This is a genomic window from Roseomonas sp. CAU 1739 (genome assembly GCF_039839775.1).
GTDB lineage: Bacteria > Pseudomonadota > Alphaproteobacteria > Acetobacterales > Acetobacteraceae > Neoroseomonas.
The window spans coordinates 1-1386 of sequence record NZ_JBDOQQ010000051.1; the positions used below are offsets into that span (position 1 = coordinate 1).

The 1386-nt window shown below is 64.1% G+C and carries 2 protein-coding genes; both read right to left on the bottom strand.

The window, feature by feature from the left end; genetic code table 11:
- The coding region (locus AAFN86_RS29515) for a UxaA family hydrolase (protein ID WP_347547310.1) at positions 1–1097 on the bottom strand (1097 nt) is incomplete at its 3' end.
- A gap of 5 nt (positions 1098–1102) precedes the next feature.
- Positions 1103–1386, bottom strand: a 284-nt coding sequence (locus tag AAFN86_RS29520) for a UxaA family hydrolase (RefSeq protein ID WP_347547311.1), incomplete at its 5' end; no start/stop codon positions are given.

Below are 1386 nucleotides of genomic sequence, written 5' to 3' on the forward strand. Positions count from 1 at the left end.
GTGCGGATGATGCAGTCGAGCAGCGCCTCGCCGGCCTCGTCCATGTTCATCTGCTTCTGCAGTAGCCCGGTCACGTCCACATCGACGTGCTCGGACATGGTGCGCATGGTGCGCGGATTGGCCGTCAGCTTGATGACCGGCAGGATCGGGTTGCCGATGACGTTGCCCTGGCCGGTCGGGAAGGTATGCACCGCGAAGCCGGAGGCCGCGCAGAGCGTCACCATCTCCGCCGCCGCGGAGGACGAATCCATGAACCACAGCCCCGGATGCGTCGGCTCCTCGGCCTTGTCCAACACGCCATCGACCGTGCATTTCTTGCCGATCTTCTGGATGTTGCCGAGCGCCTTCTCCTCGATGGTGGTCAACCCACCTTCGATGTTGCCCTTGGTGGGCTGGCTGTCGGACAGGTCGGACGTCTTGTTGGCCTCGACGATCGCCTGGTAGCGGTCGAACATCCGCATGAATTCGGCGCGGATCTCGGGCGTCTTGCAGCGCGCGGCGACCAGGTGTTCGCCACCCGTCAGTTCGGTGGTTTCGCCGAACACCAGCGTATTGCCGTTGGCCCACAGCTTGTCGAAGGAATCGCCGACAGTGGGGCAGGAAGCCAGGCCCGAGGTCGTGTCGGATTCACCGCATTTGGTGGACACCCACAGATCGACCATCGGCGCGCGCGTCTTCTTCAGCGCGGTCGCGTACTTCACCATGCGATAGGCAGCGCGGGAGGCGGCGGCGATGGTGTTGATGTCGCCGTTCTGCTCGATGGCGAAGTATTCGACCGGCTTGCCGGTCTTGGCGATGCCCTCGGCGACCTTCGACGCCCAGCCGAGCTCGATGCCGATCACCACCACTGCCGCGACGTTGGGGTTGCAGCCGGTGCCGATGATGGTGCGGAAATGCAGGTCGAGGTCGGCGCCGAACTGCAGCCGCCCATAGGCGTGCGGGATCGCCAGCGTGCCCTGGATGTTGCGCGCGACACCCTCGGCCGCGGCGTTGGAGATGTCGTCCACCGGCAGGATCAGCACATGGTTGCGCACGCCCATGCGACCATTGTCGCGGCGCCAGCCTTCGAAGGTGGCCGCTTTGAGATTGATGCCCATGGCGCTTACCACCGCTTCGTCTTGACGTTGTGGACGTGCAGATGTTCGCCCGCGCCGATGTCGGCGACGGCCTTCCCGATATCCACGCCGTATTTGATGATGGTGTCGCCCTTGGCGATCGCCTTGATGGCGACCTTGTGGCCGATCGGGATGTCGGACTTGGCCGGGAATTCGATCATCCGGTCCTGGTCCATGATCCAGCCATTCAGCGTCTGGCCGGACTTGATCCCCTCGACGACCACGACGCCGGCGGAATCGCCTTCGTCGTGTACGCAGAAATGCACGGTCA